Origin of the sequence: Pseudomonas sp. 91RF (assembly GCF_003576265.1) — a bacterium.
GTDB classification, from domain to species: Bacteria; Pseudomonadota; Gammaproteobacteria; order Pseudomonadales; family Pseudomonadaceae; genus Aquipseudomonas; species Aquipseudomonas kribbensis.
In genome coordinates this window covers 183395-209531 of sequence record NZ_QWFC01000029.1, presented here as the reverse complement: position 1 = coordinate 209531, position 26137 = coordinate 183395, and the positions used below count along the sequence as shown (strand labels likewise).

The following is a 26137-nucleotide window of genomic DNA, read 5'->3' as shown; positions in this document are numbered from 1 at the left end:
ATTTGGAAGGCGTGGTGCTGGGCGAGAAGATGCAGCGAGAAGCGGATAGGCTGCTGGCGCAGATTGTCCGGGCAGACTCGATGATCATCGCTGTGAAGGCGGGCGCACGGGCGGATGGCTTCGTGCTGGGGTTGGAAACAGGCGGCGCTTTGCACGCCGGCGATGCCGAGCGGCTGTACATCATTTTCGAAGCCGCTTTGGTGGAGCGTTTGAAAACGTTGTCGCGGAGCTGAATCACTCGACTGGCTCGATCAGTTGCGGCCCCTGGTTTCGAACGTTTCCCACCGCCCGGTCGACCTTGTACCACTCGAACACCTCTGTCGGCTCACCGTCGTGCAGCACTATCTGCTCGGCGCGTTCTTTCGGTGTGGCCGGATCCAACCACTCTCTGGACAGCTCCGGCGATAGGGCGACCGGCCGACGGTCATGAATGTCGACCATACCGCCAGCACTATCGGCAGTGATGATGACAAAGCCATCGTGCTCGCCCGGGTCATGTTCTCCGTTCGGATACTGGCCGATCGCGGCGCAGAGAATTGGCGACTGGTCCCGGTGCCGGATCAGGTAGGGCTGCTTCTTCGGACCACCTTCGTCAACCCACTCGAACCAGTTGTTGATCGCGATGATCGCCCGGTGCGGCCATATCGCGCGGAAGAATGGGCCGTGGGCGACTTTCTCGACACGGGCATTGATCGGCGCGGCGCGGTCTTTCGCCCAGTGCGGGCGCCATCCCCAGCGAACCATGTCAGCGTGCAGGAACTGACCTTCCTGATGGAAAAGGGCAAGCTGGGCGGTCGGTGCGGCGTTGTACCGCTCGAGAGGCTGCTCGCCGGTTGAGTTGATCAGGGCGTTCGGCATGCTGAGCGCCGCGACGAAGTCGTGAATCCCGCTGTACTGGGAGAGTCGTCCGCACATTGCCAGGTCCTCGCATGATCTTTCAGCGTAGACCCGGTGGCGACGGCTTTGTCACAAAACCTTTTCCGGCGCAGGTTGGACATTCTTCGCGAGTGCCAAAGCGGTCGAGACAGGTAGGGCAGGTGCAGAACGCTGCTGACTCGATGTGTGGTCGCACCTTTTCAAAAGTACTCAAATCTCGCTCTTCCTGCGCGACCTGAGCAGCATCCACCAGCGCGCGGTAGGTGTCAGGGTCATCGATAGGCCGGAATTCGACACCCCCAATTACCCGTTCAGTCTCGATCAATTGAAAGCGCTGCCCATGCATTTCCAGTGTCAGCCCTGAGATCCTGCCGACATTTCGGGAGATGCCCAGGTTCAGATATATCCCTTCCGGGCCTGAATACACCTTCCCGTCATAGGTTCGGGACACACCGCGCGGCTTTTCGGTCGCGAAGTTGAAGATCGAGCGGCTGATCGTAGCCAACAGCTTCCCGTCGTCGACGTGCACAACGTTGTAGGTCGATGCTCCTCGGTATTGGCCTGGCGAGTTCTGCAGCTCTTCAACGGCGTGCCAGTAGGCAGCGTCAGCCATCTCGTTCATGTCGAACTGCTCAAGCTGGTCGATCAGGCCCTCTGCACGTAGCGCCTCGGCCATCTCATGGAGGGCTTCCCGGTGTCCTTCCGGGTTTTGCATGCGGAAGTCGTGGTCGTCGAGAGTAGCGCGCCATCGCTGGAGCCGAAGGGATTTGGCTTGGTCAAAATTCATGGAAGCGAATCGCTGTACAAATGCTGTATGCATGTACAGTAATCGAGGTGCGGTCGACGAGCGAGGGCGAGGCGACGAGCTGCGGGAGGGTTAGTGGCAATGTGCGATCTTGCCCTGTAAAACTTGTACGGATAGAATTTTTCGTACAGGTTATTGTAAAGGTCAGACAGCATGACGCCCCTGGATCAACTTCTGAAATGGAATTCAGACTGGTCAATTATTAACGCAACGATAAAGTGCAAGCGCTGCGGAGCTATTCAGCGGGAAATAAATAAATCCGAGCGGTTCCCGCATTTATCAAACTGCCGTATTCGCGGTGCAGATCTCAATCCATGGGAAAAGCTTCAGGACGTGAGGGATGCTCTGGAAAAGCGTTGAGGCATTCACTCAGGAGTCATCATTACGGCCAAGGTCATCTTGATGAATTCCTCATTCCGATCGATTGCGGCCAGAGACTCGCGAACGTTTTCCGCGACGTCGGCTGATCCGCGCTGCTCCACCCATAGCGTGAGCTCCATGATGGCTGCCTCGAGGGCGAGCTGGTTTTCGTTTATTTTGTAGAACAGGGAAGGGAGCAGGTCAGAATTAGGCATTGAATATCCTCCGGAGAAGAATCCAGCCTAGCAGGAGATACGGTTATGAACGGGCTGTAGGATAAAAATCGAAAGTTGAAAAATAGCGACGTGAAATAATGTTTTTAGCTAGTGCCAGGCTACCCTGGTCACCGCCTGTGACGGTCACCGCGACCGCTACCATGGCTGCCCATGCTGTCTCGAGAAAACATGCAACATAACTTACAGCAAAACTTCCAACGCGAGACTTGTTTTTGTTTGGCATAGGTACCCCCTTATTTGATGTGTTAACTACTGGTTCTGAGTTTTTTTGCAATACAACACTGGTGAGACGCAAAAGGCCGAGAAACAGCAAAGGGGCAATCATAGTAGAGCTAATGAGAATCGAACTCACCTCACTAGCTAAAAACACTAACACCAAAAAATTGTCTCATATTTAACTTGACTTGTCAATTGCTTGGTGGATTTGCTTTTTCGCGTATGTACAGAAAATAGAAATTGGCGATGGGTCTTAAGCAAAACCCGATCGGCAGAACGCCGTGGGAGGGAGTATGCAAAATCGGCATGATGCCATTGGATGGATTGTTGGTCTCTAAACACCGGCAGTGCCGATTCCTGGAGAAAATTCCGGGCCGCAATTATTTTTTAGTATCTGAAAACATTAGGCCTAATGAATGTGGATTAGGCCGAATTGCGGCCCGGAAAATTGGCTCCAAGCCGCAGCCCGCTTGATTCCAGCGTAGGACTTAAAATCCCCCGCTCGTAAGGGCGTGCCGGTTCGATTCCGGCTTCGGGCACCATGAATATCAAGGGCTTGCATGACATACTTCATGCAAGCCCTTTTTCTTTGCTCCGCGAAAAGTCCCCGCACCTTTGTCATTCCGGAGCATTCCAGACCCCGGTCGAAGCCGTGTGTCTGGCATAAGCACTGAAATTATTCGCAGGTCGTCCCAAGGCTTGCCTTACACCATCGGCAACAGCGGTATTGCGCCCGTCCAGTACGGTGGTGAAGAGATAAAGCACCAGATCAATCCAGGGCGCCGGCAGTTGTGCATTTTCAAGTTCCTTGCGGTAACTCTCTGGCGGTACTTGTATGAACTGGATATCGCGTCCTGTTGCCGAGCCGATCTCCTGAATTGCCTCAGCGAAGGTCAATGCTATTGGCCCGGTCAGTTCAAAGAGTTTTCCAGCGTGTCCCGGTTTTGTGAGTGCCTGCACGGCGACCTCGGCAATATCTTCCGCATCGACAAACGGCTCAGCGACATTGCCAACTGGCAGCACGAGCTGACCTTCAATGATCGGATCGAGGAAATGCGCTTCGCTGAAATTCTGGAAAAACCAGCTGGCTCGCAGAATTGTCCAGTCGACACCGCTGTTCTGCACAATACGTTCAGCTTCTTGCGCTTCAATTTCACCGCGTCCTGACAGCAGTACCAAGTGTTTGACGTGGTGCTCGACGGCGAGCGAAACGAACACCTGCAGGGTTTCCAGGGCGCCGGGCATGGCGAGATCGGGTTGATAGGAGATATAGACGGCGCGCACACCCGTGAGAGCAGCGCTCCAGGTTGAAGGATTCTCCCAATCAAACGGGATGGGTGCATTGCGCGACCCTGGTCGAACCGGATGTCCTTCTTCGATCAGTCGTCTGCTGATGCGGCTTCCGGTTTTTCCGGTAGCACCGAGTATCAGAAAGGGTTGGGCTTCTGAGCTTGTCATGATCATCTCTCTGTTAACGTGAGTATCTCTCACAAAAAATACGATAGATGCTCATGTTATGGCGTCAAGAAACGTCTGCCCTCAGCCGACGACAGGTCATTTGTTGAACCTCACGGATTAAATCGAAGAATTGAGAGAGTCGGCGAGGGCCGGATGGAGTATTTCCCGAAGCGACATGCGCTTGAAGGTTTCGACCAATCGCTTACCTTCTGCCTCAGAGCAGGAAATGGCCAGGCGCATCGTTGATTCACCCAGTTGCCAGACCAGAAACGCCGCATCCCTGACTTGTTGTTCATTGGCGTCAGGAAAGGCGCGCAGCACAGCGCGGGTCAACATTTGCGCAGCGATGCGACTTTCCTGCAGTTCCAGATCCAGCAGGTGTTTGTCAGCCTGCATGCCTGACCAGATATCGCGCATGACCGGTTCTGCCGTGATGACCTGGTAGTACAGATCCAGCAGTTCCGAATAAGCGACTTCCAGCGATTGCGCATCATGAACCTTCTCCAGAGCAACCTGGATACAGCGGCGGCTTTCGGCGTTATAACGCTGCGCGAGGCTGAGGATGATCGAACTTTTGTCGGGAAAATACTGATAGAGAGAACCGATGGATATCTCGCAGAGTGAAGCGATTTCGCTCATCTTCAAGTGATCGCTGCCCTTGCTGGCAATCAGCCGGGTAGCCACGCCGAGAATCCGTTCCTGCCGTTCACGGCTGCGTTTTTGCGACGGATTGCGGCGAGGCGAGGGGGGCGCTCCGAAGTTGTCTTCAGGATCAAGGGATGTTTGCACGCTGAGTTACCGAAACTGGAACCGACAGGACTCACCATAGCATCGGCAGAGCTGCACAGTAATAAACACATCAGCAGGAATGGGTCGAACAGTCGGCCCATTGTGTTACCGGTCTAGACGAAGGCTTGCCCGGTGAAACCCCTTGGCAGGCGCTGGAGGCCGGCCATCGCCGTCAGACGCTCGATCCACTCGGAACGCCAACTGGATGCATGGTTCGTTGCCTTGGCATGGCGAGCGGCCCGGCGCGCCGCATTGCGCTGGTCTTTGCGTGCGTTTTTATAAGCGTCGGTGTTGCGGCAGCTGCGGCACTTGACGCGATTGAGCTCGGGGCTGGCGCTGAGATTGTTGCCCTTGTGACCACAGGCAAGATGTCCGTCGACTTTGAAGTGAATGACCATGAGACGCCTCCTTGGTGACGTTTAAAGGGTTTGACCTTTCACCACCAAGGACGTTCTTTTTTGCAGGCATTGTGCGAAACAGTGGATCACCTGAAGCGTGGCAGCGGCCGATCGACAGGTTTGAGCGACGAAAGAGTGCTGCGAATCAGCGGCGTATCCTTTTCGATGTCATTCAAGCGATCGCGGATGCGCAGGGCGGTCGGATGCCCGCCTTGATGATCGACCCAGTCGGCGATCTCTTTGCAGGCCGCGGCAAGGCGTGCCTCCCGGGCTTCGAGCAAGGTGAGGAGAGTGGTGATGGACTCTCTTTCGGACATGGAACACCTCCGTTCAGGAAACCGCTCTGAGGCAGCAAAAAGCCCGCGAAGCGCGAGCTCTCTGCCGTTGGGGCGCTGCTCCTTCAGCTGGTTTGAGTATAGACCCGTAAATGACAGCTATCAGCCCGAAGACTCACAGTCCGTGACTCGTGAGCTGACGGCATTCAGTCGCTGGCATTCTCGCCGGGCGTCCTCTTCCAGATCGTAACCATCCCCGATGAAACCGCCGGTACGCGTGTCGTTGATGCGATACCAACGGGTGGCCTCGGCGGGTTCATGGAGACTTTCTCCTGCGCGGCGACCGTGAATGATGATCTTGTTGCAACGCTTCACGACGAATATGTCTTCCATGGCGTCACCGCAGCCGATTCATATCAGATCAACTATAGAAGCCCTGACAAATCGTGCAAAAAATAGTCAGGTCAGTTCGTCGGTTGAAGTAACCAACCGGAACGATGCCAGTTCAGAAGGTGAGTCGGTTGCAGCGCCTTGAGGAAGTCCTGGTCATGCGAAACGGCAACTATCGCTCCTGGAAATGTCTGCAAGGCTCGTTCGAAAGCTTCCACCGAGGGCAGGTCAAGATGATTGGTCGGTTCGTCCAGCAACAGCAATTGCGCGGGATCTGCTCTCCATAATGCCAGCGCCAGTGCGGCTTTCAGGCGTTCGCCACCGCTCAATGAAGCGCAACATGCCGTGGCGCGACGAGCATCCAGTTGCAGGTGAGCGAGGTTGCTGCGCAGCGTGCCTTCGTCCAGGCCCGCCCCCTGCATCATCAACTGTTCGGTGATCGAGCGCTGATCGTCCAGTTGGGCCAGTTGCTGATCAATAAACGCGAACGGCACGTGAGTCGTGGCGACCCCGTCGACAGGCGCCCATTGCCCGGCCAGCACCTTCAGCAGGGTCGATTTGCCGCACCCGTTGGGACCGCTGACAGCGATTCGCATCGGACCACGGATCGCCAGGCTCAGGCGGCTCGTTGCTGCTTCGCGGGGCAGCCATGGCAATCCGGCTTCAATCAGTGTGCAGACCTGACGATTGCTCGGTACGGTGCTTCCGGGCAGGTTGACCAGCACACCGTCTGCGGGCTGTACCTTGGCGTATGCCTCCCGTACCTGGGCATCGAGCTCGGACTTGCGTGCCTGATGGCCCTGCCTGACGTGCCCCATGATTTCCCGGGCGGCGCCTTTGATCGCCACGTATTCGAAACTGGCAATGTTGGCGGTTTCGGCTTTGCGTCGGGAATTGGCCGCATGGCGTTGTATCGTGTCGTGTTCACGCCGCAACCGTACGTGTTCACGCTGGCGTTCGCTTCGGGCTTGATCGAGACGCGCTTGTGCCGCTGCTTGATGGATCCGTTGGTGCTCACGGAACGCCGAATAATTGCCGCGGAAGTCATTTGCCTCCCCGCCATTCAATTCGACAATCCGTTGCATGCCATCGAGCAGTTGCCGGTCGTGGCTGACGACGATCAGCCCGCCGTGCCAGCGCGCCAGTGAGTTCATTAGCCATTGCCGTCCCGAAGAGTCCAGATGGTTAGTCGGTTCATCTAGGACCAGCAACGAAGCCTGACTCAAAAACGCGCCGATCAGTGCGACTCGTGCTTGCTGGCCGCCGCTGAGTTGTTCGGTCAAGTCAGTGAGTGCAACCTCGGCCAGCCCGGCGTCATCGAGCAAGCGCCGCAAACGCTCCGCCAGATCCCATTGTTCGCCAATGAGGTCGAAATCCTCGACTGATCCGCAGCCGCGGTTCATTCGCTCCAGGGCCTGAAGAATGGCGGCGCTGCCGGTGGTCTCTGCGACCGTCTCGCCAGGTGCAGCGACCAAGGTTTGCGCTACGTAGGTTGTGGCCACTGTGCGCGTCACGCTGCCGGTGGTGGGCTGCCATTGTCCGGCGATCAAGCGCGCCAGTACGCTTTTGCCGACACCATTGCGCCCGACGATGGCGGTCGGCGTGTGATCGAACTTCAAATAGAGTGCATCGAAAATCGTCTCGCCATTGGCGAACTGGAAACCCAGCTGGTTCAGGGAGACGAGGGCAGGCGTACGCGAGACGTGAGTCATCGGCACCTCCAAAAAATGTCGTGAAAACAGACAAGCGCCCTGAGAGGCGTGTCGCGATTACATTTTTGAAGGCTTAGTTGTTCACTTTCTGCGGTCGTCCTTGGGAGGGGAAGTTCGATAGCCTAGTCGAGACGTTCGACCGCTTCAAGCCATGTCTGACATGCGTTCAAGAAATAGCGCCAAGGCGACTTCTTCCTTGCGCAGACCTTTGCGGCTCCTCGGCTTTGGCAGCTGCGCTAACGCGCCCAGCATGAAATGCTCCAACACGGCCGGATGGATATAGCATTTGCGGCACACCGCCGGGGTGTTGCCCAATTGCCGCGCCACACCCTTGACCATCTCCACCACATGCCGTTTGGCTTCGGCTTCCGATTCCCATTGCAGCTCCCGCAACACCGCCAGGGCGAGGGCGCTGCCGGCCCAGGTCCGGTAGTCCTTGGCGGTGAAATCCGCGCCGGTCAGGGTTTGCAGGTAGCTGTTGACGTCGGAAGAGCTGACAGTGTGCCGTTCGCCATGTTCATCCAGGTACTGGAACAGGTTCTGCCCCGGGATTTCCAGGCAGCGTTTGATTATCCGCGCCAGGCGCCGGTCTTTCACGGTGATCTGATGCTCGATACCGCTCTTGCCGCGAAACTGGAACAGGATCGCGCTGCCATTGATCTCGACATGCCGGCTGCGCAAGGTGGTCAGGCCGTACGATCGATTGTCCCGCGCGTATTGCGTATTGCCGACGCGAATCAGCGTGGCATCGAGCAGCGTGATCACCGTAGCCATGACTTTGTCGCGGCTGAACCCCGGCGCGTCCAGCAGCACTTCCAGCTGTTTGCGCAACTTCGGCAGCGCCATGCCGAACTCGCGCAGTCGCGAGTATTTGTCGGCATCGCGGACTTCACGCCAGCGTGGGTGATAGCGGTATTGTTTGCGCCCGCGAGCATCGCGGCCGGTGGCTTGCAGATGCCCGCGAGGGTCCGCGCAGATCCACACATCGGTGTAGGCCGGCGGCACAGCCAGCGCATTGATGCGTTTGATTTCGTCAGGATCGCGGATGCGCTGGCCAGTTGCGTCGAAGTAGCAGAACTTGCCGCGCAGTTTCTTGCGGGTGAGTCCCGGCTGGGTGTCATCGACGTAATGCAGGTCCGAAGGCAACACATCGGTCAGCGCGGTATCGGGCATGGCGGGGTTCCTGGGCGGCAATCGGGCTGTTACAGCGATTGACCGCAGACCCCGGCAGTCGTGCCGACCGATTTATGCCAGAACCGCGACAGCCTTGATCTGCGCCCATAATTGTTGGCCTGCATGCACACCAAGCTGATCCCGTGAGTAACGGGTAATACGGGCCAGTAGCGGCGTGCCGCCCGCATCGAGACGAATCAGCACATGAGCGGCATTGTCGGCGGGCATTTCGCTGACCACCGTGACCGGCAACCGATTGAGGATGCTGCTGTGTTCGGTGTTTTGCAGGGTCAGGCTGATATCGCGAGCCTGCACTTTGCAGCGCAGGGCCTGGCCGATCTCCATGGGGGAGTGAGTCACGCGAATGCTCAACAACGTGTCGGGCAATTGCAGGCAGAGCAATTGGTAGTCGTGATCGTAGGAAATGACTTGCCCCTCGATCACGACGCCAGCGTCGTCGCCCATTGCCAGAGGCAGATCGAGACGCGCCAGGGTTTCGCCGATGGGGCCGCTGGCCAGCGCTTTACCGTTGTCGAGCAGCACCAGATGATCGGCCAGTCGCGCGACTTCATCCTGTGCGTGACTGACATACAGAACCGGGATATCGAGTTCGTCGTGCAGCCGTTGCAGGTAAGGCAGGATTTCGCTTTTGCGCTGACTGTCGAGAGCCGCCAGCGGTTCGTCCATCAGCAACAGCTTCGGGCTTGTCAGCAGCGCCCGGGCGATACCGACGCGCTGACGTTCACCACCGGATAAATGCTGCGGATGACGTTCCAGCAAATGGCCGATTCCCAACAGTTCGGTGGCCTGTGCCATGTCAACCCGGCGATGATTCCTGGCAATCCGCTTGAGTCCGAATTGCAGGTTGGCCAGCACCGAGAGATGCGGAAAAAGGCTCGCTTCCTGAAAGACATAGCCAAGCGCACGCTTGTGCGGCGGGACGAAAATGCCTTTCTCGCTGTCCTGCCAGACTTCGTCGTTGATTTGCACAAAGGCGTGCGATGCCCGTTCAAGTCCGGCGATGCAGCGCAGGCAGGTGGTCTTGCCGGAGCCTGATTGCCCGAACAATGCGGTCACGCCACGACCGGGCAGGTGCAGGTCAACATCCAGGCCGAAGCCTGAGTAAGCGAGTTTCAAGCGTGCTTCAATCATCGATCAACTCCAGCCTGCGCGCGACTTGCGGCTGGAATAAAGCGCCAGCAACACCAGGAACGAAAACACCAGCATTGCCCCGGCGAGCCAATGGGCCTGTGAATATTCCATGGCTTCGACATGGTCGTAGATTTGCACCGAGACAACCCGGGTCTTGTCGGGAATATTGCCGCCGATCATCAGCACCACGCCGAATTCGCCAACCGTATGGGCGAAACCGAGAATCGCCGCAGTAACGAAACCGGGGCGCGCGAGCGGCAGGATGACGCTGAAAAAAGTGTCCCAGGGATTGGCGCGCAAAGTCGCGGCCACTTCCAGTGGGCGAGTGCCGATGGCGGAGAAGGCGTTTTGCAACGGCTGCACCACAAAAGGCATGGAATAGAGCACCGAACCGATGACCAGTCCGGTAAAACTGAAGGTGAGCGTGCCAAGCCCCAGCCACTGGGTGAAATGACCCAGGAAGCCATTCGGCCCCATTACCAGCAACAGATAGAAACCAATGACAGTCGGCGGCAACACCAGGGGCAGGGCGACGATGGCCCCGATGGGGCCGCGCAGCCAGGAACGGCTGCGCGACAACCACAGGGCAATCGGAGTGCCGATGACCAGCAGGATTGCGGTGGTCAGGGACGCCAGTTTCAGGGTCAGCCAGATCGCCGCGAAATCGGCACTCGTCAGCGACATTTACAGCTGATAACCGTAGGACTTGATGACCGCAGCGGCTTTCGGCCCTTTCAGGTAGTCAACCAGTGCCTTGGCGGCGGCGTTGTCCTTGCCTTTGTTCAGGATGACGGCGTCCTGCTTGATCGGGTCGTGCATGCTCGCCGGAACGATCCAGGCCGAACCGCTGCTGACTTTGCCGTCCTTGTAGATCTGCGAAAGCGCTACGAAGCCCAGCTCGGCATTGCCGGTGGAAACGAACTGGTAGGCCTGGGTGATGTTCTGGCCTTCGACGATCTTGGCTTTGGTCGCTTCAGTCAGTTTCAGCTTTTCCAGCACTTGGGTGGCTGCCAGACCATAAGGCGCGGCTTTCGGGTTGGCGATGGACAGGTGCTGGTATTCGTTTTTCTTCAGGACGTCGCCTTTGGCATCGACGTAACCTTCCTTGGCCGACCACAGCGCCAGGGTGCCGATAGCGTAGGTGAAGCGCGAACCTTTGACGGTGTCGCCTTCCTTTTCCAGTTTTTCAGGGGTGGTGTCGTCAGCGGAGAGGAATACCTCGAACGGCGCGCCGTTCTTGATCTGGGTGTAGAACTGTCCGGTGGCACCGTAGGCTGCGACCAGTTTGTGCCCGGTGTCTTTTTCGAAATCGGCGGCGATTGCCTGGATCGGTGCAGTGAAGTTGGCCGCGACGGCAACTTGCACTTCATCCGCCTGAACAGCGCCGACGGCGAATACCGCAAGCAGGGAGGCCAGGCAGGCAGGGGCAAAACGTGAGGCACGAATGGTCATGTAACAGCTCCGTTGTTGGCAGGTGCAGTGGGCAGTTGTTGTTAGAGGGGGAGACTGCGCCGATGCGAGGGGGTGAATCGCTATATAGCTGAATATATAGCGAAATGCTTCCAAACGGAAAGTGCTGGTTTCAGGTGGGCAGGTGAGGGCAGGAAGTCCCTCAGCCTGCCATGCCTTTACCGGGCCAGTTTCGCGAGCGCTCCTTCGGCCAGTTGCCGGGTCAGTTCGGCACTGCTCAACTCCTTGCCCAGCGTAAACGCCTGACCAGCCCAGAGGTTGCTGAAGTCGGCCTCGTCCTTGGCGCGCAAGGGCATCAGAGCACCGCCGGCCAGCGGAAACGCCGGTGCCTTGGCCGATATCGGTCCCACTTCGCGCATCACTCGATTCAGGATTCCCCGTGCCGGGCGCCCGGTGAACAGGTTGGTGATCGCTGTTTCACTGTCTTTTGCCGTGCGCAGCGCCTTGTGATGAGAGGCGCTGACTTTGGCTTCCGGGGTAAACAGATAAGCCGTGCCGACCTGCACGGCCGATGCGCCAAGCATGAAGGCCGCTGCGACGCCGCGTGCATCTGCGATGGCACCGGCGGCAATCACCGGCACTTTGACCGCGTCGACGATTTGCGGCACGAGGGCAAAGGTTCCGACCTGGCTGCTCAGGTCATCGCTGAGGAACATGCCCCGGTGCCCGCCGGCCTCATAGCCCATGGCGATGATTGCGTCGCAACCGTTCTGTTCCAGCCAGATGGCTTCATCGACGTTGGTGGCCGATGACAGGATTTTCGCGCCGGTGGCCTTGACCCGGTCCAGCAGAGATTTTTCCGGCAGGCCGAAGTGGAAACTCACCACTTCCGGGCGAAACTCTTCAAGCACTTCGCAAGCGGCTGCATCAAACGGTGCACGGTTGGATACTGGCGTCGGAGCATCGAAATCGGCACCCAGCTCGCGGTAGTAGGGTTCCAGCAGATTCTTCCAGTCCCGTGCCCGCTGTTCATCAGCGGCCGGTGGCTGGTGGCAGAAGAAATTGACGTTGAACGGTTTGTCGGTGCCCTGGCGGATGGCCTTCAGTTCTTCGCGCAATTGCTCGATGCTCAGCATCGCCGCCGGCATCGAACCCAGGCCGCCCGCGTTGCACACCGCAATGACCATTGACGAGTTGGTGGCACCGGCCATCGGGCCCTGGATAATCGGCAGTTCGATGCCGAGCAGGTCAAGAATGCGCGTATCTGGCCATTGGTTCATGGAAAAGGCTCCGAAGGACAAAGCAGGGCAGAGAGGCTGAAGCCGGTTTTTTTACCAGCAAAACCGGGTTCAGGGCCAGCCAAGATTTGTGATCTCGCGGGATTCGGTTCAGCGTCGATGAAAACCGCCACCACCGCCTCCACCGAATGAATGGTTCATGAACTGCGAAGAGTTGTGGAAGTTGTTCAGCCGTTGATTGCCAACGTTACGCGCCGCCGAATCGCGGTTGAGGTTCTGCAACTGAGCATTGTTGTTGATCGGTGCTCGTGTCGCGCCTCCCTTGACCATCGACTGCCAGCCATCATCGGTTTTCTTGTAGACGTTGCCGTCATGCCCGGCGTAAATGTTGTCGCCAACTCGCGCGGCACCGCTGTTGCGCCCGTGAATCCCGCCGTATTGCGTAGTGTTTCCGGTGTTCGGGTTGTAGACGGCGCCACGATTGGCCGTAACCTGCGTGCCATTGCGAACATTGCCGGCCGTTACCCGACCTCCGGCAATTGCACCACCATTGGGCCCGACCACTTCTCCATTGCGGCCGGCTGCATAGTTGCCGGTGTAGACGTTGTGTACCGCACCGCGCTGGCCAGCCGTCGCGATCCCGGTCCGTGAGTTATAGGACGAACCGACCTGACCGGCCCAGCGGTTGCCGGTCCAGGCGTTGTAGCCCGCGCCATAGCGGCTGACCGTCGCCCGGTCGCCCCATTGCCGATAGATGTTGCCGGTGGTGCCGGCCCAGCCGCCGGGGTTCCAGGCCACGGCGCCGCCGTGATATCCGTAGGCTGCGCCTCCCCAGGCCAACGGCGCCGGATACAGGTGTGGCCCCCACGCGTAACCCCAGCCGTAATTGCCCCACCATGGATAGGCGCCCCAGCCCCAACCCATGGCGGCAGTGCTGCCGCCCCAACTCCAGCCGAAGCCGAAACCGAAGGTCCAGCCTGTCCACGGCGTGTAGCGAATGGCGACGCCAAAACCGTAAGTCACTGGCGGCCCGTACCAGACAGTGCCGACCCAGGGTGTGTACGGATAGCCTGTGCCGTAGACCACGACGCCGGTCGCTGGATCCAGTGTCGAGCCTTGATAACCCGGGGTATAGCCGACAACGACCGTGTCACCACTGGATTCATAGACTTTGACGCAGGTGAGGTAATGCATCGGCGAGTTCGGCGGAATCGAATAAATCACCGCTGGCACCGAACTGGCTACGGTCCAAGGCCCGGTCACTGCGGTTGCGACGAACCAGATGCCGTTCTCCACTGCATACCAACTGTTTTCATCGACCCGGATGATTGGCGTCGCGCTGTTGATCACATACTGAAGCGGTGTCCCGCTGATGGCTTTGAGTTGAGGGTCACCATCGAATTGCGGGGCAGTCATTTTGACCGCGCTTTTCTTGATCGCCGACGTCTGCGGGATCGTGGCGGCAATGGCCGCTTCCTTGGCCTGCGGCGTTCCGGCCACCGAAGCTTTGACGTTCTCCTTCGGACTATCGTCAGGGATGTTGGCGAAGTCGGCCGGCAGCTTGTCCGCCGGGGTAAATGTCCAGGGGCCGTTCATGTCAGCCGCACGGAACCAGCGGCCGGAGATCAGCACATAACTGCTCTGGTCGCCGATTTCCTTGAAGATGTGGCCGGTGGTGTTGCTGACATACAGCAATTGCGTGCCTTGGATCGGCAGCCACTGCGGCGCACCATCGGTGACGATCAGTTCGGTCGGGGCTGTGGCAACAAAGATCTTCGGCTGCGGCGGCTTGGCCAGACTCGGTACCTTGTCCTTCGGATCGCTTTGCCCGGTAAGCAGATCCACTTGCCGGCTCTCGATCGCGGCCTTTTTGGCCTTCTCCAGATCCGCCGGAGGCGAGGACAGCAGGGTGTACGGCCCCGCCAATTGATCGGCAACCATCCAGCCGTCGAACACGTGCAGATAATGCTTGCCCTGGGCATCCTTGAGCAGCAGAGGGCGGGTGTTGATGACCCGTTGCAATCCGGTGCCGTCCACCGGGCGATACGCGGCGTCACCGTCGATATAGACGAGCATGGCCGGCACGTCAGAGCTGATGATGGTCGGTGGCGTGTTTTCCAGTGGCGCCGAGTCGGCTTTCTGTTCGGCGGCCAGTACGCCAACGGCAGCCTCCAATTGATCCAGGGAGATGGTTTTCTTGCGCTTGGCCGCATCGTTTTGCAGTGTCGTGATCCACGTCTCTGCCTGGCTGGCATCGGCAGGAAAATCAGCCTTGATGATTTTGTACTGGTCGAGCATGACCCAGCGAGTCGCCTTGTCGACCAGCGTGTGAGCGCTGAACTGGACGATGCCATAGGTCGCCTTGCCGTCGGCATCGGTCGCCTCGACAGCGGCGCGAGCCTGCAAGGTGTAGCCGTCCCAGCTGTCGAGCTGAGGTTGGTACACCGTGAGTTTCGACTTGCCGCTGGTGATGACTTGCGGCCATGTCGGCTCAACGGCAGCGGCTTCTGCCGGCTTGGCCGCAGGCGCCGCCCACGCGCTGTTGAATGCCAACAGACAGAGCATCAGCCAGGCAAGAAAAGGGCGGGCGCGGGACATTGTCAGCTCCATCGACAAAGGCTTCTCGGGGATAAACGGAAGCAGTCGAAAAAGCATAGTCGCCCGATCTGGAATCACCCGCCGGCTTCCGCGATTGGCGGAAAGTCGAGTGGGGCAAAATGTTGCAGTGTGCTATTTGAATGCCACGATCCCCTGAATCCTTCCCCTGAGAGGCAGTCATGTTCAACGGCATTTTGATCGACAAAGACGACAGCGGTTATCGCGCCAGCCTGCAGACAATCGACGAGCAGCAGTTGCCTGAAGGCGATGTGACGGTGCGCGTCGCGTACAGCACGCTCAACTTCAAGGACGGGCTGGCGATTACTGGCAGCAGCCCTGTGGTGCGCAAGTTTCCGATGGTGCCGGGAATCGATCTGGCGGGTACGGTCGAAGTCAGTACGCATCCCGACTATAAGGCTGGCGATCAGGTGCTGCTCAACGGCTGGGGCGTGGGTGAAAACCACTGGGGCGGTCTGGCCCAGAAGGCGCGGCTCAACGGCGACTGGCTGATTCCGCTGCCAAAAGCCTTCACTGCCGCGCAAGCCATGGCCATTGGTACGGCGGGGTACACGGCGATGCTGTGCATCATGGCGCTGGAGCGCAATGGCGTGACGCCAGAGCAGGGCGAAGTGCTGGTCACCGGCGCCAATGGCGGGGTCGGCAGCTTTGCCGTTGCCTTGCTGCACAAGCTTGGCTATCGCGTGGTGGCGTCCACCGGGCGGGTGTCGGAGCATGAATACCTGCAGCAACTGGGCGCCAGCGAAATCATCGATCGCACGACCTTGTCCGAGCCGGGCAAACCCTTGGCGAAGGAGCGCTGGGCTGCGGTGATCGATTCGGTTGGCAGCCACACATTGGCCAACGCGTGCGCCAGCACCCGCACCGAAGGCACCGTTGCGGCATGCGGTCTGGCTCAGGGTATGGATTTCCCGGCGTCGGTGGCCCCGTTCATCTTGCGTGGCGTGACGCTGGCCGGCATCAACAGCGTGACCCAGCCCAAGGCCCGTCGAATCGAAGCCTGGGCGCGTCTGGCCAAGGATCTGGATTTCGCCCTGTTGCCCCTGATCAGCCACGAAATCGGCCTCAGCGAAGCGATCGAAGCTGCTCCGAAATTGCTCGCCGGACAGTTGCGTGGACGGGTTGTCGTGGACGTCAATCGCTGACACATTAAGCGCCATCGCGGACCTGCCGGGCCGCACTTCAAAAAAGGGAGTGGCACTTCGATGGATTTACAACAACAGCACGTTGAGTCGTTCACGGTTTCAGGCTTGCGCGTTCGAACCACCAATGCCGCAGAACACAAGGCCGAGACCGCGAAAATCGGTCCGATGTGGGGGGAGTTCTTCGGCAGGAATCTGGCGCAGGTCATTCCCGGCAAACTGACCGAGTCGCCGATTTACGGGGTGTACTCGGCCTATGAGTCGGATGCTTCGGGTGCCTTCGATGTGACCGCCGGCGTTGCTGTCGTTGATCCGCAAAGCGATTTCGAAATAATCCGGATCGAGAGCGGCGAGTATCTGGTGTTTCAGGGGCAGGGCGCATTGCCGGACGCCGTCATCGCCACCTGGGGCTGGATCTGGAAACACTTCGAAGCCAATCCGCAGATCCAGCGCCGTTACGCCACCGACTTCGAGGCCTACCTTGGCCCCGAGTCGATAGCCATCTACATCGGCATTCGTTAAAGCTGAGTTTCCCGGGACAACAACTCACGCTTGCGTTCCACGCCCCAGCGATAGCCTGAGAGATTGCCGTCGCTGCGCACCACGCGGTGGCAAGGGATTGCCACCGCAAGGCTGTTGGCGCCGCAAGCCTGGGCCACCGCCCGAACCGCTTTGGGTGAACCGATGCGTTGGGCGATGTCGGCGTAACTGGCGGTGCTGCCAACCGGAATTTCGCGCAGTGCCCGCCAGACCCGCTCCTGAAACGCGGTGCCCCGCACATCCAGTGGCAGATCGAGGCCAATGGCCGGTGCTTCGATGAAACCGACGACATGGGCGATCAGTTGTTCGAACTCGGCGTCAGCCCCGATCAGGTTTGCCCGGCGAAACTGATCCTGCAGGTCACAGACCAGTTGATGAGGATCATCCCCCAACAGAATCGCGCAGATCCCCCGGTCACTCTGGGCCACCAGAATGGCGCCGAGCGAACATTGGCCCACCGCAAAACGAACGTCGTTGTTTTGCCCGGCGGCCCGGAAGTCGCCGGGTTTCATGCCCAGCAACTGGTCTGCGGATTCGTAGAAGCGGCTGTTGGAGTTGAAACCGGCGTCGTACAGCGCATCGGTCACCGAGTCGCCATCCGCCAGACGTTGCCGCACTCTGCGGGAACGGTGTGCAGCAGCATAACCTTTGGGTGTCAGGCCGGTGGCGGCTTTGAAGATCCGATGAAAATGGAAGGCGCTAAGGCCGGCGGCTTCGGCCAGTTCGTTGAGTGCCGGCAGGGTTTCGGCGCTTTCGATCTGCCGGCAGGCCGCAGCTACGGTCGCGGCATGTTGCGCGGCCACGTCGCTCTGGTCCTTGCTCGCCCGTTTGCTGGGGCGATATCCCGCCGCTTCGGCTTCTTCGGCGGTGTCGAAGAATTCGACATTCTGCGGCTTCGGCAGGCGCGCCAGGCTGCTCGGGCGGCAATAGATGCCGGTGGTCTTCACGGCATAGACAAATTGGCCGTCCGCACGTGGGTCGCGGGCGACGACAGCGGCCCAGCGTGGATCGTCTTGAGTGTTCAGAGGGGTCGAAAGCGTTTTCATGATGGAGAGTCCGTTGACCTGTTGAATTTCAGGTTAACCAGTGCCGCCAACCGTAACACTCCGGCCCTTGCGGTCAAATTCCGTGAGGTTATCCAGCGGTGCGAAATGTCAGGTTGAATCGCTGTTCGCCCAGTTGCGGATGCCGGCCGTACTTGATCGGCAGGATGCCGTGGTAGCGCAGCCGGTCGACGCCGCCCCAGACCACCATGTCACCGTGCAACAGCGATATCCGCTGACTCTTGTCGCTGCGCGCGAAGCCGCCGAACAGGAACATGGCGGGCAAGCCCAATGACAGGGACACGATAGGTGCGGCGTAGGAGTGTTCGTCTTTGTCCTGATGCAAAGACATTTTCGCGCCAGGGACATAGCGGTTGATCAGGCAGGAATCCGGTATGAAGTCGGAAAATCCGACTTGCTTTGCCGCTGCCTGGGCCAGTTCGCGAAAGACTTCAGGCATCTGCGGCCAGGGTTGGTGGCTGACTGGATCTTCGGCCGAGTAGCGGTAACCGCTGCGATCGGTGATCCAGCCCAAAGCGCCGCAGCTGCTGGTGGCAACGGACATGCTGAAGCCGCCGGGCGTCATCATGTGCCGCAACGGGGCACGTTCGATGACCGATTCCAGCGCCGGCAGCAATTGCTCGACACGGGACAGTGCAAAGCCACGCAAGACCCACGATTGTTCTCCAATCTGCTCGGAGCGGTGTGGCTGCTCGGTGTCGGCGAAGAGGTCGAAATTACTGTGCATGATGGTCAAGTTGCGTCGTGGAAGATGATGCCCAGAGTATGCCGTTTTCCGCTGTGCAGGCGACTCACACCGTGGCGCAGGGTGACCCGATAATCGCCGCGTGCGCCTTTGACCGGGCGCTGGTTGACGGCAAAGATCAAGGCGTCACCTTTTCTCAGGTCCATCACCAGCGGCCGAGACTGCATTCTTGGACGTTGCTCGGTCAGGACGAATTCTCCGCCGCTGAAATCTTCGCCAGGCTCTGACAGAAGAATCGCCACTTGCAGTGGAAAGACGTGTTCGCCGTACAAGTCCTGGTGCAGACAGTTGTAGTCCTGTGGGCCGTATTGCAGCAAGAGCGGGGTAGGCCGCAGTTGACCGGCGGCGTGACAGCGCGCGAGAAATTCGCTGTGCAGGGGTGGAAATCGTTGCGGCAAACCCATTCGTTCGTGCCAGCGGTTGGCCAGGGGAACAAGTCGTGGATAAAGTGTACTGCGCAGGCGCTCCACCAGCGGCGGTAGCGGATAGCGCAGATATTTGTACTCGCCGCGCCCGAACCCGTGACGGGCCATGATGACTTGCGAGCGGAACGGTTCGTTTTGCGGGTAAAGCGCACTCAGTCGCTCGCAGGTTTCCGGGCGCAACAACGAGCGGATAACGGTGCAGCCGTCCTGATCCAGCTGCTGTTCCAGTGCGACCCAGTCGAGCGTATCGAGGGGCGATTCGGGTGACATCGGCATGCTGATTCCTTGGTTCACGTCCAGGCGATCAGTCTAGGCAGTCCGCGAGGCCGGAACACTCCGGCGCTTGCGGTCGAATTGTCACCCGTGTCTTACAAGGCTTTGCTGACGCTGATATCGCTGATCACATCGCCGCTCTGGCCGTGCAGGGCATCCAGTGCAGCTTTGGCTTCTTCCGGCGTGCCGTTTTCCAGCTGGGCGAATTCGAAGCGGCGCTCGCCGTTGAGTTTGTACTTGATGACGTATTTGGTCGTTTGAGCCACGGTCATGCTTACCTGTATGCGTTGAGAGGGCCGATCAGCTGAGTTTCGAGCTGGAACGACGGATGATCTTGATCGAGTGCGTCAGGTTCGGCTTGCGGGTCACGCTGATGGCACGGCGGCTGACCGTGTCGATTGTGATGTTCCAGAAACCGGTGCTCGGCGCCGTGATGCGGGCCGGGAAGGTGTCGAATGCGCCGCCGTGATAGGTGTGACGGCCGCCGTTCTTGAAGCTGCGGAAGTTGGCGTCGTTCATCAGGCGGATGTTGCAGGTCTGCGAGCATTGGATGACGACAATGTCGTCTTCGTTGAGGTGCTCGCGCTGGTGAATAAATTTCATGGGCGCCTCCAGAAGGGCTTTTTCTACAAAATCAAAACGATAGCAAGGTCGATTGGCGGCAGTTTATCAGTCCGGACAGGTTATTATCCGGCCGTCGGGCGCTGCTTTGACAATTAAAAACAGTTATTCGCGATTCCATGTGCGTTAAATGCAATGAGCCTCGGAGAAAATTGGCATTCGTGCTGTCCGACGGTCTTTATAGGAGATTTTGTATGAAGTGGGGTGTGGTCATTGTGCCGTTGGCATTGGCGATGGGTGGTTGTGCAAGCGTTTCGGAGATTAACGAGACATTGCCGACCATGAACGTCATTTCCGGCAAGAAACCCCACGAATACGCACAGTGCCTGGCCGACAAGCTGGCGCAAAGCCGCGGCGCCCTGCAAATGGAGCCGCACAAGGACGGGGTTCGGGTGATCGTGCCGCGGAAGTTGTCTTCAGGCCCGGCGGCGGTATTTGACATCGAGGATCGCTCGGGTGGTAGCAGCATCAAGTTGCACGAGCGCATGTCCAATGTGCCCATTCGTCCTCGGGATGTCCGCAATGCTGCTGAGGCGTGCATTTCCGGCTGATAAACTGTCACTTGTCAGTATCGATGCCGCCCAGGTCATGTCTGGGCGGCATTCTCATTTCTGGAGATGTGCATGAAGCGGGAGCAGGTGCGCGAGCGCCATAAAGAAGGGCTGATTGCGACCACACATGTGATTCAGAACCCGGCGAATCCGGGTGAGTGGATCGTGTTTTTCAAGAAAAGCGCCGGGCGCAGTTATTTTCTGGTGGATGAAAACGACGAAGTCGAATCATTTGGCCGTCTGGATGACCTGATTGAGGTCGTTCGCGGGCTGGGGATCAAGTTCGCCGAAATCCACATGTAAAACTTACTTGCAGACCACCACGACGCTGCGAGTCTTGTAATTGCCGACGTCGACACCCAGTGTCTTGTCGCTTTCCTTCGGCGCAGGCGTACCTTCCGTCCCAATGATGCGATAGCCGGTTCCGGCGCAGGAGGCATCGGCCTTTTCATAGCAACTGGCCCAGGAGTTCGCCTCGCCGGAGCAGTCAATGCTCAGGCCTTGTTCGCCGTTGTTCAGATAAGTCGTTTCGGACGTGGCGCAGCCGGCCAGGGCCAGAAGCGCAATCAGTGGCAGCATGCGGTGCAGGGTACGGGTGTTCATGGCGATGTCGTCTTCGGAAGGAGAGGGCTAGACGCTATGACAGCGCCGGTGCGAAAAGGTTATAGCGATTGGCCACATCTTTGTGTGCGGGCAAAAAAAGCCCTGCGCAGTGGCAGGGCCGGGATTTGTGGTCGCCGATCAGTCCTGATCCTTGCCGCGACGCTTCGGTGCAGGAGGCGTGTAATCAAGCACCGCGGCTACTTCAATCGCCATCGCTTCAGTGGGCAATGGACCGGACACATCTTCGCCGTTGGCGGCGGTGATATGCCACTGGCCATCTTTTGCCTTGGCGACGGTGTACCCGTTGATGATTTTTGCTGCGGACATCTAGCGGCCTCGTTGGCTGGTTCAAAGGCATCATGATAACGGGAAACGGGCCAGCAGGCGCGGGTCGATGCGGTGTTCCTGAATCTTTGGGCTACGCTGAATGCGCAGCTTCTGCGTGCGGATTGAACTATCCGCCAGAATATTTCTCTATGTTGACATCGGTTAGCCAGTGCGGGGCATTGTAAGGTGCACGCCGCCTGATTAGACTGCGCCGAAACTCGTACACACAGCCCTTTCAAGGACTTATATGATCAAGAAATGCTTGTTCCCAGCAGCCGGTTACGGTACTCGCTTCCTCCCAGCGACTAAGGCCATGCCCAAAGAAATGCTGCCGGTGGTAAACAAGCCACTGATCCAGTACGGCGTCGAAGAAGCTCTGGATGCTGGCCTGAACGAAATCTCCATCGTGACCGGCCGTGGCAAGCGCGCCCTGGAAGACCACTTCGACATCAGCTACGAGCTGGAAAACCAGATCAAGGGCACCGACAAGGAAAAATACCTGGTTGGTATCCGCAAGCTGTTGGACGAGTGCTCGTTCTCCTACACTCGTCAGACTGAAATGAAAGGCCTGGGTCACGCGATCCTGACCGGTCGTCCGCTGATCGGCGATGAGCCGTTTGCCGTGGTGCTGGCGGACGACCTGTGCGTCAACCTTGAAGGCGACGGCGTACTGACCCAGATGGTCAAGCTGTACAAGCAGTTCCGCTGCTCGATCATTGCCATTCAGGAAGTCGATCCGGCAGAGACCAGCAAGTACGGCGTTATCGCCGGCGAGATGATCCGTGACGACATCTACCGCGTACACAGCATGGTCGAGAAGCCAAAGCCGGAAGACGCGCCGTCGAACCTGGCGATCATCGGTCGTTACATCCTGACCCCGGACATCTTCGACCTGATCGAACAGACCGAGCCAGGAAAGGGTGGTGAAATCCAGATCACCGACGCCCTGATGAAGCAGGCCCAGAACGGCTGCGTGATGGCCTACAAGTTCAAGGGCAAGCGTTTCGACTGCGGTGGTGCCGAGGGTTACATCGAGGCAACCAACTTCTGCTTCGAAAACTTCTACAAGACCGGCAAGGCCTACTGATAGCGCCTGTTCTGCCTGTACGAAAAAGCCACCTTCGGGTGGCTTTTTCATTTTCCGCCCCTATATCGGCAGGAGTGCTTGCCCAAAGGACGACGGCGGGTATGCTGATCGCCTGCCGAGGAGAAAGAAATGGCCTACGATTTTGACCTTTATGTGATTGGTGCCGGTTCCGGCGGTGTACGGGCTGCGCGTTTTGCTGCCGGTTTCGGTGCGAAAGTGGCGGTGGCCGAGAGCCGATATCTGGGTGGCACCTGCGTCAATGTCGGCTGCGTGCCGAAGAAGCTGCTGGTGTACGGTGCGCATTTTGCCGAAGACTTTGAGCAGTCGTCCGGTTTCGGCTGGAACCTGGGCGAAGCGGACTTTGATTGGGCGACCCTGATCGCCAACAAGGACCGCGAGATCAATCGCCTCAACGGCATCTATCGCAATCTGCTGGTCAACAGTGGCGTGACCCTGCACGAAGCGCACGCGAAGATCGTTGGCCCCCATGAAGTGGAGGTCAACGGCGAGCGCTACACCGCAAAAAACATTCTGGTCGCCACGGGCGGCTGGCCGCAGATTCCGGAAATCCCGGGGCATGAGCATGCCATCAGTTCCAATCAGGCGTTTTTCCTGAAAGAGCTGCCCAAGCGCGTTCTGGTCGTTGGTGGTGGTTATATCGCCGTCGAATTTGCCGGCATCTTCCATGGTCTGGGGGCGGATACCACGTTGCTGTATCGCGGCGATCTGTTCCTGCGTGGCTTCGACGGCTCGGTGCGCAAACACCTGCAGGAAGAGCTGACCAAGCGCGGCATGGATCTGCAGTTCAATGCCGATATCGAGCGGATCGACAAGCAAGCCGATGGCAGTCTGAAGGCAACCCTCAAGGATGGTCGCGTACTGGAAGCAGATTGCGTGTTCTACGCCACTGGCCGGCGCCCGATGCTGGACAATCTCGGGCTGGAAAATACCGGTGTACAGCTCGACGACAAAGGTTTCATCAAGGTCGATGAGCAATACCAGACCACCGAGCCGTCAATTCTTGCGCTGGGCGATGTCATCGGCCGCGTTCAACTGACGCCGGTGGCGCTGGCGGAAGGCATGGCGGTGGCGCGACGTCTGTTCAAACCGGAGCAATACCGGCCGGTGGATTACAAGATGATCCCGACGGCGGTGTTCAGTCTGCCGAACATTGGCACCGTCGGTCTGACCGAAGAAGAAGCGCGTGAAGCGGGTCACGATGTGGTGATCTTCGAAAGCCGCTTCCGTCCGATGAAGCTGACCCTGACCGAATGCCAGGAGCGCACGCTGATGAAGCTGGTGGTTGATGGCAAAACCGACAAGGTGCTGGGCTGCCACATGGTCGGGCCGGATGCCGGCGAGATCGTGCAGGGCCTGGCCATCGCGCTGAAGGCTGGCGCCACCAAGCGTGACTTCGACGACACCATCGGGGTGCACCCGACGGCGGCCGAAGAGTTTGTCACCATGCGTACGCCGGTCGGCGCTTAAGTCTTTTTCGGTTCTGCTGTGTCTGGCGCTGCCGCAACGGTAGTGGCCAGGCGCAGGCTGTCTTGCGCCTTGGTCAATTCCTTCTCCAATGACTGATTGAGCTGCAACTGCTCGTCGACGTTCTGCTTGAGTGTCTGACTTTCCAGTAGCGCCATGCGCAAGCGTTCCTGAAGGAGGGTGCGCTCGCTGTCGACGCGCGTCGCTTGCTCCAGCAATTGATCCTGACGCTGATTGCTGTGCTTGAGCTGATCCTGCAGCAGGCTAAGTTCACGCAGCGTGCCACGGTTTTCGGTCAGCAGGCGTTCGTTGTCACGGTGCAATTGAGTGATTTCGTCCTGACGAACCAGCGCACTTTGCTGCGCCTGACGCAACTCCATCTGCAATTGTTGAACCTGACTTTCGTGACGGCTCTGTTCCTGTTCGCGCTGTTCCTTGACGGCATTACGGTAGTGCTCAAGCGCGTCTCGGGCATGCAGGTGTTTTTCTTCCAGCGAGCGGATCTGCTCGTCCTTGTCCTGCAAGCGCAATTCGAAATCTGCCAGCGCCTGATTCAGGCCGGCATTGCGTGTCTGTTCGGTCTGCAGCATCGAGCGGGTGTCGCCCAAGGCTTCGGATTCTTTCGCTAGCGCTGCGCCCTGGATGTCGTGCTTCTTCTCCAGTTGCGCATGGTCCTGGCGCAGCTGATTCAGCTCCGTTTCCAGCGCCTGGCGTTGTTGCTCGTACTGTTCGCGTGCCTGATCGATCGGCTCCTGCGCCTGTTCTTTCAGACGTTGTGCCAGGCGCGTGACGAGCGCCAGGAGCTCGTCATCAATGGGTTCTGCCGAAGGATCCGCCGGCTGGCTGCCGTCATCCAGCTCCTTCAGATAGCGATGAATTGTGGTTTTCGACCCGGTATTTCCCAGCTCGATGCGTACCGCGTCGATGCTTGGGTGTTCGCCACGGGCGAGGATCGCTGAGCGCGCGATCTGGACTACTGCTTTGTTAACGCCGCCACGGGCCATATGTGCTCCTACGATTACGTACTGTGGTACATGCCACTAAGGTGCGCAGTGTACCATGCTGAAAATAAAGTTAAATGTTTCAAGATGAACGGGCGGGATATACTGGTATTACCCAATGTGAAGCGTCAAAATCCGCTTTTCATTCTTCAAATCAGTACGCCTGCGAGAAACCAGCCCATGAGCGATATCGATCGCTATCTGCAAGCCGCCACCCGTGACAACACCCGCCGCAGCTATCGTGCGGCCGTCGAGCATTTTGAAACGGTATGGGGCGGGTTTCTGCCGGCGACGGCGGACAGCGTCGCGCGCTATCTGGTGGCTCACGCGGGCGTGCTGTCGGTCAATACGCTGAAGCTGCGCCTGTCGGCACTGGCGCAGTGGCATAACAGTCAGGGGTTCGCCGATCCGACCAAGACGCCGGTGGTGCGCAAAGTGTTCAAGGGCATCCGTGCGCTGCATCCCGCGCAGGAAAAACAGGCAGAGCCGTTACAGCTGCAGGATCTTGAGCAGACCGTTGCCTGGCTTGAGCAGGAAATGAAAGAGGCTCGAGAAAAACAGGATCGGCCGTTGCTGCTCAGAGCCTGTCGGGACCGCGCGCTGATTCTCCTGGGCTTCTGGCGGGGCTTTCGCAGTGACGAGTTGTGCAGGGTGCAGATCGAGCATGTTCAGGCTCACGCTGGTAGCGGCATCACCCTTTACCTGCCACGCAGTAAGGGCGACCGGGAGAACCTCGGACAGACCTATCAGGCCCCGGCGTTGCTGAAACTATGCCCGGTGCAGGCCTATATCGACTGGATCACCGAAGCGGCGCTCGTGCGCGGCCCGGTGTTTCGTGCTGTCGACCGCTGGGGCAATCTGAGCGAGGAGGGCTTGCACGCCAACAGTGTGATTCCGCTGCTGCGTCAGGCCCTGGAACGCGCCGGGATCTCCGCCGAGCGCTATACCAGCCACTCGTTGCGCCGTGGTTTTGCCACCTGGGCTCATCAGAGTGGGTGGGATCTCAAGTCGCTGATGAGTTACGTGGGCTGGAAGGATATGAAGTCCGCCATGCGCTATGTTGAAGCGAGCCCCTTTCACGGGATGGCCCGGATTACGGATAAGCCGTTGTCGTCGTAGATATCGTTTTCTTCTATTAATACAGTCAGCTAATAGCGAAAACAAATCAG

The 26137-nt window shown here is 58.6% G+C and carries 32 protein-coding genes and 1 tRNA gene; 9 read left to right on the top strand and 24 right to left on the bottom strand.

Annotated elements, in window-relative coordinates:
- Nucleotides 1-2 precede the first annotated feature (2 nt).
- On the top strand, nucleotides 3-233 hold the full coding sequence (locus DXT77_RS15515) for a hypothetical protein (protein ID WP_119428393.1): 231 nt from the start codon (nucleotides 3-5) through the stop codon (nucleotides 231-233).
- Nucleotide 234: 1 nt separating this feature from the next.
- Here DXT77_RS15515 and DXT77_RS15510 read toward each other — a convergent pair whose 3' ends face one another.
- The 4 genes from DXT77_RS15510 to DXT77_RS29740 form a co-directional block, all read right to left on the bottom strand.
- Nucleotides 235-915, bottom strand: a complete 681-nt coding sequence (locus DXT77_RS15510) for an SOS response-associated peptidase family protein (RefSeq protein WP_119428267.1) — start codon at nucleotides 913-915, stop codon at nucleotides 235-237.
- A 22-nt stretch (nucleotides 916-937) separates the two neighbouring features.
- Nucleotides 938-1663: a hypothetical protein gene (locus DXT77_RS15505; RefSeq protein WP_119428392.1), complete on the bottom strand. Its 726-nt coding sequence runs from the start codon at nucleotides 1661-1663 to the stop codon at nucleotides 938-940.
- A gap of 383 nt (nucleotides 1664-2046) precedes the next feature.
- Nucleotides 2047-2256 (bottom strand): hypothetical protein, encoded by a 210-nt coding sequence (locus tag DXT77_RS15500; RefSeq protein ID WP_119428266.1) that lies wholly within the window; start codon nucleotides 2254-2256, stop codon nucleotides 2047-2049.
- Nucleotides 2257-2299: 43 nt separating this feature from the next.
- Nucleotides 2300-2602, bottom strand: coding sequence for a hypothetical protein (locus DXT77_RS29740; RefSeq protein ID WP_147407005.1), 303 nt, complete (start codon nucleotides 2600-2602; stop codon nucleotides 2300-2302).
- Nucleotides 2603-2919: 317 nt separating this feature from the next.
- Between DXT77_RS29740 and DXT77_RS15495 the strand changes: the two genes are divergently transcribed.
- Nucleotides 2920-3035: transfer RNA gene (locus DXT77_RS15495), tRNA-Leu, on the top strand.
- A gap of 76 nt (nucleotides 3036-3111) precedes the next feature.
- Here DXT77_RS15495 and DXT77_RS15490 read toward each other — a convergent pair.
- From DXT77_RS15490 to DXT77_RS15435, 12 genes are all read right to left on the bottom strand, one after another.
- Nucleotides 3112-3951, bottom strand: coding sequence for an NAD(P)H-binding protein (locus tag DXT77_RS15490; RefSeq protein WP_119428265.1), 840 nt, complete (start codon nucleotides 3949-3951; stop codon nucleotides 3112-3114).
- 117 nt (nucleotides 3952-4068) lie between these two features.
- The gene (locus tag DXT77_RS15485) at nucleotides 4069-4740 is read right to left on the bottom strand and encodes a TetR/AcrR family transcriptional regulator (RefSeq protein WP_119428264.1); all 672 of its coding nucleotides are present in this window, start codon (nucleotides 4738-4740) and stop codon (nucleotides 4069-4071) included.
- 113 nt (nucleotides 4741-4853) lie between these two features.
- Nucleotides 4854-5138, bottom strand: coding sequence for a hypothetical protein (locus DXT77_RS15480; RefSeq protein ID WP_119428263.1), 285 nt, complete (start codon nucleotides 5136-5138; stop codon nucleotides 4854-4856).
- An 86-nt stretch (nucleotides 5139-5224) separates the two neighbouring features.
- Nucleotides 5225-5455: a hypothetical protein gene (locus DXT77_RS15475; protein WP_085710047.1), complete on the bottom strand. Its 231-nt coding sequence runs from the start codon at nucleotides 5453-5455 to the stop codon at nucleotides 5225-5227.
- A 120-nt stretch (nucleotides 5456-5575) separates the two neighbouring features.
- A complete protein-coding gene (locus tag DXT77_RS15470; protein WP_119428262.1) occupies nucleotides 5576-5806 on the bottom strand; it encodes a hypothetical protein in 231 nt (76 codons plus the stop codon).
- A gap of 71 nt (nucleotides 5807-5877) precedes the next feature.
- Nucleotides 5878-7515: an ABC-F family ATP-binding cassette domain-containing protein gene (locus tag DXT77_RS15465; RefSeq protein ID WP_119428261.1), complete on the bottom strand. Its 1638-nt coding sequence runs from the start codon at nucleotides 7513-7515 to the stop codon at nucleotides 5878-5880.
- Between the two features lie 144 nt (nucleotides 7516-7659).
- The gene (locus DXT77_RS15460) at nucleotides 7660-8688 is read right to left on the bottom strand and encodes a DNA topoisomerase IB (protein ID WP_119428260.1); all 1029 of its coding nucleotides are present in this window, start codon (nucleotides 8686-8688) and stop codon (nucleotides 7660-7662) included.
- A 72-nt stretch (nucleotides 8689-8760) separates the two neighbouring features.
- Nucleotides 8761-9840 (bottom strand): molybdenum ABC transporter ATP-binding protein, encoded by a 1080-nt coding sequence (modC, locus tag DXT77_RS15455; RefSeq protein WP_119428259.1) that lies wholly within the window; start codon nucleotides 9838-9840, stop codon nucleotides 8761-8763.
- 3 nt (nucleotides 9841-9843) lie between these two features.
- Nucleotides 9844-10524 (bottom strand): molybdate ABC transporter permease subunit, encoded by a 681-nt coding sequence (modB, locus tag DXT77_RS15450; RefSeq protein ID WP_114883353.1) that lies wholly within the window; start codon nucleotides 10522-10524, stop codon nucleotides 9844-9846.
- Entirely contained in the window at nucleotides 10525-11292 is a 768-nt protein-coding gene (gene modA, locus DXT77_RS15445; RefSeq protein ID WP_119428258.1) for a molybdate ABC transporter substrate-binding protein, read from the bottom strand.
- Nucleotides 11293-11468: 176 nt separating this feature from the next.
- Nucleotides 11469-12530 (bottom strand): nitronate monooxygenase family protein, encoded by a 1062-nt coding sequence (locus tag DXT77_RS15440; RefSeq protein ID WP_119428257.1) that lies wholly within the window; start codon nucleotides 12528-12530, stop codon nucleotides 11469-11471.
- A 108-nt stretch (nucleotides 12531-12638) separates the two neighbouring features.
- Nucleotides 12639-15086: an autotransporter gene (locus DXT77_RS15435; RefSeq protein ID WP_119428256.1), complete on the bottom strand. Its 2448-nt coding sequence runs from the start codon at nucleotides 15084-15086 to the stop codon at nucleotides 12639-12641.
- 179 nt (nucleotides 15087-15265) lie between these two features.
- On the opposite strand from DXT77_RS15435, the gene DXT77_RS15430 reads away from it, so the two are divergent.
- Complete coding sequence (locus tag DXT77_RS15430; RefSeq protein ID WP_119428255.1) at nucleotides 15266-16249, top strand: MDR family oxidoreductase; 984 nt, start codon at nucleotides 15266-15268, stop codon at nucleotides 16247-16249.
- Nucleotides 16250-16309: 60 nt separating this feature from the next.
- A complete protein-coding gene (locus DXT77_RS15425) occupies nucleotides 16310-16768 on the top strand; it encodes a GyrI-like domain-containing protein (RefSeq protein ID WP_119428254.1) in 459 nt (152 codons plus the stop codon).
- Here the strand turns inward: DXT77_RS15425 and ada are convergent.
- The 5 genes from ada to DXT77_RS15405 all read right to left on the bottom strand — a co-directional run bounded on the left by ada (nucleotide 16765) and on the right by DXT77_RS15405 (nucleotide 19896).
- Nucleotides 16765-17832 carry a bifunctional DNA-binding transcriptional regulator/O6-methylguanine-DNA methyltransferase Ada gene (gene ada / locus DXT77_RS15420; RefSeq protein ID WP_119428253.1) on the bottom strand — a complete coding sequence of 356 codons (1068 nt, stop codon included), beginning with the start codon at nucleotides 17830-17832 and terminating at the stop codon, nucleotides 16765-16767. The two genes, DXT77_RS15425 and ada, sit on opposite strands and share 4 nt — an antisense overlap.
- A gap of 88 nt (nucleotides 17833-17920) precedes the next feature.
- Nucleotides 17921-18577, bottom strand: a complete 657-nt coding sequence (alkB, locus tag DXT77_RS15415; RefSeq protein ID WP_119428391.1) for a DNA oxidative demethylase AlkB — start codon at nucleotides 18575-18577, stop codon at nucleotides 17921-17923.
- A gap of 5 nt (nucleotides 18578-18582) precedes the next feature.
- Nucleotides 18583-19296, bottom strand: a complete 714-nt coding sequence (locus DXT77_RS15410) for a 2OG-Fe(II) oxygenase (protein ID WP_119428252.1) — start codon at nucleotides 19294-19296, stop codon at nucleotides 18583-18585.
- A gap of 92 nt (nucleotides 19297-19388) precedes the next feature.
- Nucleotides 19389-19565, bottom strand: coding sequence for a hypothetical protein (locus tag DXT77_RS29815; protein ID WP_158593095.1), 177 nt, complete (start codon nucleotides 19563-19565; stop codon nucleotides 19389-19391).
- Nucleotides 19566-19593: 28 nt separating this feature from the next.
- Nucleotides 19594-19896, bottom strand: a complete 303-nt coding sequence (locus tag DXT77_RS15405; RefSeq protein ID WP_119428251.1) for a DUF1883 domain-containing protein — start codon at nucleotides 19894-19896, stop codon at nucleotides 19594-19596.
- 212 nt (nucleotides 19897-20108) lie between these two features.
- On the opposite strand from DXT77_RS15405, the gene DXT77_RS15400 reads away from it, so the two are divergent.
- Both DXT77_RS15400 and DXT77_RS15395 read left to right on the top strand, forming a co-directional pair.
- Nucleotides 20109-20465 (top strand): hypothetical protein, encoded by a 357-nt coding sequence (locus DXT77_RS15400; protein WP_119428250.1) that lies wholly within the window; start codon nucleotides 20109-20111, stop codon nucleotides 20463-20465.
- A gap of 72 nt (nucleotides 20466-20537) precedes the next feature.
- Nucleotides 20538-20768, top strand: a complete 231-nt coding sequence (locus DXT77_RS15395) for a hypothetical protein (protein ID WP_119428249.1) — start codon at nucleotides 20538-20540, stop codon at nucleotides 20766-20768.
- A gap of 3 nt (nucleotides 20769-20771) precedes the next feature.
- On the opposite strand, the gene DXT77_RS15390 is transcribed toward DXT77_RS15395, so the two are convergent.
- Together DXT77_RS15390 and DXT77_RS15385 are read right to left on the bottom strand one after the other, a co-directional pair.
- Nucleotides 20772-21068, bottom strand: a complete 297-nt coding sequence (locus tag DXT77_RS15390; RefSeq protein WP_119428248.1) for a hypothetical protein — start codon at nucleotides 21066-21068, stop codon at nucleotides 20772-20774.
- Nucleotides 21069-21206: 138 nt separating this feature from the next.
- On the bottom strand, nucleotides 21207-21395 hold the full coding sequence (locus tag DXT77_RS15385; RefSeq protein ID WP_096821531.1) for a hypothetical protein: 189 nt from the start codon (nucleotides 21393-21395) through the stop codon (nucleotides 21207-21209).
- Between the two features lie 247 nt (nucleotides 21396-21642).
- Between DXT77_RS15385 and galU the strand changes: the two genes are divergently transcribed.
- Together galU and gorA are read left to right on the top strand one after the other, a co-directional pair.
- On the top strand, nucleotides 21643-22482 hold the full coding sequence (gene galU / locus DXT77_RS15380) for a UTP--glucose-1-phosphate uridylyltransferase GalU (protein WP_119428247.1): 840 nt from the start codon (nucleotides 21643-21645) through the stop codon (nucleotides 22480-22482).
- A gap of 129 nt (nucleotides 22483-22611) precedes the next feature.
- On the top strand, nucleotides 22612-23970 hold the full coding sequence (gorA, locus tag DXT77_RS15375) for a glutathione-disulfide reductase (protein WP_119428246.1): 1359 nt from the start codon (nucleotides 22612-22614) through the stop codon (nucleotides 23968-23970).
- On the opposite strand, the gene DXT77_RS15370 is transcribed toward gorA, so the two are convergent.
- Entirely contained in the window at nucleotides 23967-24971 is a 1005-nt protein-coding gene (locus tag DXT77_RS15370; RefSeq protein WP_119428245.1) for a DNA-binding protein, read from the bottom strand. The genes gorA and DXT77_RS15370 overlap by 4 nt on opposite strands.
- Before the next feature lie 177 nt (nucleotides 24972-25148).
- Here DXT77_RS15370 and DXT77_RS15365 point away from each other — a divergent pair, with 177 nt between their 5' ends.
- Nucleotides 25149-26087: a site-specific integrase gene (locus DXT77_RS15365; RefSeq protein WP_119428244.1), complete on the top strand. Its 939-nt coding sequence runs from the start codon at nucleotides 25149-25151 to the stop codon at nucleotides 26085-26087.
- Nucleotides 26088-26137: the final 50 nt, after the last annotated feature.

Coding starts and splice junctions, on each gene's coding strand:
- DXT77_RS15510 (WP_119428267.1), bottom strand. CDS start 915: ATGTGCGGACGACTCTCCCAGTACAGCGGGATTCACGACTTCGTCGCG.
- DXT77_RS15505 (WP_119428392.1), bottom strand. CDS start 1,663: ATGAATTTTGACCAAGCCAAATCCCTTCGGCTCCAGCGATGGCGCGCT.
- DXT77_RS15500 (WP_119428266.1), bottom strand. CDS start 2,256: ATGCCTAATTCTGACCTGCTCCCTTCCCTGTTCTACAAAATAAACGAA.
- DXT77_RS29740 (WP_147407005.1), bottom strand. CDS start 2,602: ATGATTGCCCCTTTGCTGTTTCTCGGCCTTTTGCGTCTCACCAGTGTT.
- DXT77_RS15490 (WP_119428265.1), bottom strand. CDS start 3,951: ATGACAAGCTCAGAAGCCCAACCCTTTCTGATACTCGGTGCTACCGGA.
- DXT77_RS15480 (WP_119428263.1), bottom strand. CDS start 5,138: ATGGTCATTCACTTCAAAGTCGACGGACATCTTGCCTGTGGTCACAAG.
- DXT77_RS15475 (WP_085710047.1), bottom strand. CDS start 5,455: ATGTCCGAAAGAGAGTCCATCACCACTCTCCTCACCTTGCTCGAAGCC.
- DXT77_RS15470 (WP_119428262.1), bottom strand. CDS start 5,806: ATGGAAGACATATTCGTCGTGAAGCGTTGCAACAAGATCATCATTCAC.
- DXT77_RS15465 (WP_119428261.1), bottom strand. CDS start 7,515: ATGACTCACGTCTCGCGTACGCCTGCCCTCGTCTCCCTGAACCAGCTG.
- DXT77_RS15460 (WP_119428260.1), bottom strand. CDS start 8,688: ATGCCCGATACCGCGCTGACCGATGTGTTGCCTTCGGACCTGCATTAC.
- modC (WP_119428259.1), bottom strand. CDS start 9,840: ATGATTGAAGCACGCTTGAAACTCGCTTACTCAGGCTTCGGCCTGGAT.
- modB (WP_114883353.1), bottom strand. CDS start 10,524: ATGTCGCTGACGAGTGCCGATTTCGCGGCGATCTGGCTGACCCTGAAA.
- modA (WP_119428258.1), bottom strand. CDS start 11,292: ATGACCATTCGTGCCTCACGTTTTGCCCCTGCCTGCCTGGCCTCCCTG.
- DXT77_RS15440 (WP_119428257.1), bottom strand. CDS start 12,530: ATGAACCAATGGCCAGATACGCGCATTCTTGACCTGCTCGGCATCGAA.
- DXT77_RS15435 (WP_119428256.1), bottom strand. CDS start 15,086: ATGTCCCGCGCCCGCCCTTTTCTTGCCTGGCTGATGCTCTGTCTGTTG.
- DXT77_RS15430 (WP_119428255.1), top strand. CDS start 15,266: ATGTTCAACGGCATTTTGATCGACAAAGACGACAGCGGTTATCGCGCC.
- DXT77_RS15425 (WP_119428254.1), top strand. CDS start 16,310: ATGGATTTACAACAACAGCACGTTGAGTCGTTCACGGTTTCAGGCTTG.
- ada (WP_119428253.1), bottom strand. CDS start 17,832: ATGAAAACGCTTTCGACCCCTCTGAACACTCAAGACGATCCACGCTGG.
- alkB (WP_119428391.1), bottom strand. CDS start 18,577: ATGCACAGTAATTTCGACCTCTTCGCCGACACCGAGCAGCCACACCGC.
- DXT77_RS15410 (WP_119428252.1), bottom strand. CDS start 19,296: ATGCCGATGTCACCCGAATCGCCCCTCGATACGCTCGACTGGGTCGCA.
- DXT77_RS29815 (WP_158593095.1), bottom strand. CDS start 19,565: ATGACCGTGGCTCAAACGACCAAATACGTCATCAAGTACAAACTCAAC.
- DXT77_RS15405 (WP_119428251.1), bottom strand. CDS start 19,896: ATGAAATTTATTCACCAGCGCGAGCACCTCAACGAAGACGACATTGTC.
- DXT77_RS15400 (WP_119428250.1), top strand. CDS start 20,109: ATGAAGTGGGGTGTGGTCATTGTGCCGTTGGCATTGGCGATGGGTGGT.
- DXT77_RS15395 (WP_119428249.1), top strand. CDS start 20,538: ATGAAGCGGGAGCAGGTGCGCGAGCGCCATAAAGAAGGGCTGATTGCG.
- DXT77_RS15390 (WP_119428248.1), bottom strand. CDS start 21,068: ATGAACACCCGTACCCTGCACCGCATGCTGCCACTGATTGCGCTTCTG.
- DXT77_RS15385 (WP_096821531.1), bottom strand. CDS start 21,395: ATGTCCGCAGCAAAAATCATCAACGGGTACACCGTCGCCAAGGCAAAA.
- galU (WP_119428247.1), top strand. CDS start 21,643: ATGATCAAGAAATGCTTGTTCCCAGCAGCCGGTTACGGTACTCGCTTC.
- gorA (WP_119428246.1), top strand. CDS start 22,612: ATGGCCTACGATTTTGACCTTTATGTGATTGGTGCCGGTTCCGGCGGT.
- DXT77_RS15370 (WP_119428245.1), bottom strand. CDS start 24,971: ATGGCCCGTGGCGGCGTTAACAAAGCAGTAGTCCAGATCGCGCGCTCA.
- DXT77_RS15365 (WP_119428244.1), top strand. CDS start 25,149: ATGAGCGATATCGATCGCTATCTGCAAGCCGCCACCCGTGACAACACC.